5 protein-coding genes are annotated in these 2,533 nt (G+C 43.2%); all 5 read right to left on the bottom strand.

Translation table 11 applies throughout. The annotated features are described in order from the left end of the window. Positions 1-197, bottom strand: a 197-nt coding sequence (locus DW657_RS17145) for a DUF4134 family protein (protein ID WP_118313554.1), incomplete at its 3' end; no start/stop codon positions are given. A 158-nt stretch (positions 198-355) separates the two neighbouring features. Continuing rightward, positions 356-688, bottom strand: coding sequence for a DUF3408 domain-containing protein (locus DW657_RS17140; RefSeq protein WP_118313553.1), 333 nt, complete (start codon positions 686-688; stop codon positions 356-358). A 19-nt stretch (positions 689-707) separates the two neighbouring features. Beyond that, entirely contained in the window at positions 708-1,352 is a 645-nt protein-coding gene (locus DW657_RS17135) for a hypothetical protein (protein WP_233339821.1), read from the bottom strand. 25 nt (positions 1,353-1,377) lie between these two features. Further along, complete coding sequence (locus DW657_RS17130; RefSeq protein WP_118313555.1) at positions 1,378-1,824, bottom strand: DUF3408 domain-containing protein; 447 nt, start codon at positions 1,822-1,824, stop codon at positions 1,378-1,380. Between the two features lie 5 nt (positions 1,825-1,829). Next, a partial coding sequence (locus DW657_RS17125) for a ParA family protein (RefSeq protein WP_118313552.1) occupies positions 1,830-2,533 on the bottom strand: 704 nt, incomplete at its 5' end.

Below are 2,533 nucleotides of genomic sequence, written 5' to 3'. Positions count from 1 at the left end.
CCATACACCTTGATGCCTCCGATGAGACCTACCACGGCACCGATGGCGTAGATGAGTTTCGTTCCTGGATCGAAATAGGAGGTCACCATACTTGTTGCCTCGTTGATACCTGCAAGTCCGTTGCCTTGCGCAAATGTCTGTGATACGGCTGCGACAATCATCGCAGCGAGAAGAATGATTCTGTTTTTCTTGTTCATAAATCGTTTTTTGTCTGTGCCTTGGGGATTGGATTGTCCCGTCTGGCGGTTGATACTTTTGTTTACTCATGCGGCATGATGCCGACTTGTGGATTCAGTGGCGAGCTGAGATTTTAGCCGTAGTCTTTCTTTTTCATTGGTGTACTTTAAAATTATTGTTAGAGGCGATATGCCTTGAGTCCCTCATCAAATGCAGCCTTGATTTCGGCAGCATGGATAGCAAAATGCTCGTTGATGATGTTGTCTATGAAACTTGCTACAGTAGCCTGTCCTTTACCAACCACATTCACAAACTTCATAATGCGCTCATGTGTCTCTTCTTTGATGCATACCTGTTTACCATTTCTTGCGGTAAAATCAGCTTTGGACATAAACTTGTCTATATACCCAACTTTCTTTTCAGCTTGGGATGACACTGTTACATTTACAGTGGACTGAATACTGATGTATTCTTTTGTCTCACCATTCTTTCTTTTTCTGTTTCTTTCCATTGTTCTCTAAATTTTATTGTTATACAAAATCAAGGATATTGAAGTCCTCTATGCTATCTGGCACTTTAAACTCCTTCTTTGGCTTGGACGTTTGTTCTATCTTATGTCCTTGCAGGTAAAAGGTGACGAAATCATGGATGTTCTTCTTGCACTCCTTGCTGTTCTCCATGAATTTCTCATAGAATTGGTTGCCATCCATCTCATGGAAGACTTTTCCTGCATGTCGTTTTTCCTTGTCCGTAGCTTTTGAAGCCTTGACCGTCTTTACGGCTGTGTCAATGTCTTCAAAACTTGACCCTTTGGCTTGCGGCACATCGGCATCACCCTCATCGTCAGAATATTTCACATCAACGTCCTCTATGCGAACATTCGTAAACACATCGTCAAGCTGTTCGTCAGGAATCCTTGCTGTGTTCTTTGGAGAATCCTCGAATGTCACATCATTCTCTAATACTGGCTCAGACTCAGTTTGTTTCTGTTCCGTTTCTTCTTTCTTTCGCAGTTGGGACACCTTGAAAAGGCTTTTGCCAACGAGTGCCATAGGGTCGATGGAGGGCTTTTCCTCTTCTTCCTTATTGTTCGCTACTTCAAGGAGCAACTTGTTGTAAAAATAGATAGTCCAGACATTGAATGCAACCAAAACTATCATGAATATACTTTCCATTGTCATGCTTATTCCTTTTTATGTGTCATACATTCCAGTCATCTATCTCTTTTCTCAGCAAGCCGTTGATTTCGTCCTGGTTCTCTTCAAGATGTCTCTCAAGAATAAGGTCGATATAACCACCAACTGTCAACTCATGCTTTGCGAGCACACTGACAATCCTCGAAATTCTCTTGTGTATCTCACGACTGATATAAACGCATTGACGAGTCTTTATCTCGTTTCGTTTGAGAAATGCAGCATCATAACTTTCAGAAGAAACCTTGGATGGCTTGCGTGGGGCTGCAGGCTTATCCATCTGTGAACGTGGATTTTTCTTTTCACCCTCTTCTTTCTCTTCGGTATCCCTCACTTGGTTTTGAGAGGCTCCATTAAGGATGGATGCCGTTGTCGTGCCTATCTTGCTCTTGCCAACAGAGGCAATGAGCAGACTTTCATCTATTGCATCGGTGTTAATTTTTCTGCTTACCATAGGCATTATGTTTTTATAATTTCACAAATTTCGTCAGACAATTCCTTGATGCCACTCCCTCGCAACAGATTCGGGTCTGCGGGGAAGATGGTGGAACGGAACACAGCCTTTCGATTCTCCGACAGTTCTCTTCTGAAACGCTTGCTGTCTGGAAGTCGTGTGTTGAGAAGTGAATAGCCGAGAGAAGCAAACATTCCTTCATACACTTCATATAAATTCGTGCGTTCTCGTTTGTCAACCATCGTCCAGAAGAATGCAAGTTCCTTGGTGACAGACAAGCCCGGAGTCACAAGGTTGTCGTAGAACAACTGGACAAAACTCAATGCGCTTTCTATCACAAAGCGGTCAGCGCTGACAGGAACAAAGATGTAATCCATCTGTGACAAGGTCTTCATGACACCTTCGCTTTTGATTGTTCCCGGCATGTCAAAGAAAATAAAGTCGGGTTCAACCTCAGATTCCTCCAACACTTTCTCTGCGTCATCAAGTGCGTTGAGTGCATTGCTTCTCGTAACACTGTAGGATTTCTTGCCCAACTTCTTGAAATGCTCACAGGCTTGTGCCTTGAAATAAACGCTGTCCTTGATGAGTTCCATTTCCTCATCACGCAGGTCTGCGATATTGTGCTGTGGTTCGTCACAGTCAATGACCGCTACATTGAAACCTTTAACATTGTGAATGTAGTTGGCTACAAGAGCCGTGATGGTGG

Origin of the sequence: Prevotella sp. AM23-5 (assembly GCF_003473645.1) — a bacterium.
Taxonomy (GTDB): domain Bacteria; phylum Bacteroidota; class Bacteroidia; order Bacteroidales; family Bacteroidaceae; genus Prevotella; species Prevotella copri_A.
Note: the sequence above shows the minus strand (reverse complement) of the source record. Positions and strands in the feature narration are given on the sequence as shown.

Excerpts from the sequence above, each read along its gene's own strand:
- DW657_RS17140 (WP_118313553.1), bottom strand. The coding sequence starts at position 688 with ATGGAAAGAAACAGAAAAAGAAAGAATGGTGAGACAAAAGAATACATC.
- DW657_RS17135 (WP_233339821.1), bottom strand. The coding sequence starts at position 1,352 with ATGGAAAGTATATTCATGATAGTTTTGGTTGCATTCAATGTCTGGACT.
- DW657_RS17130 (WP_118313555.1), bottom strand. The coding sequence starts at position 1,824 with ATGGTAAGCAGAAAAATTAACACCGATGCAATAGATGAAAGTCTGCTC.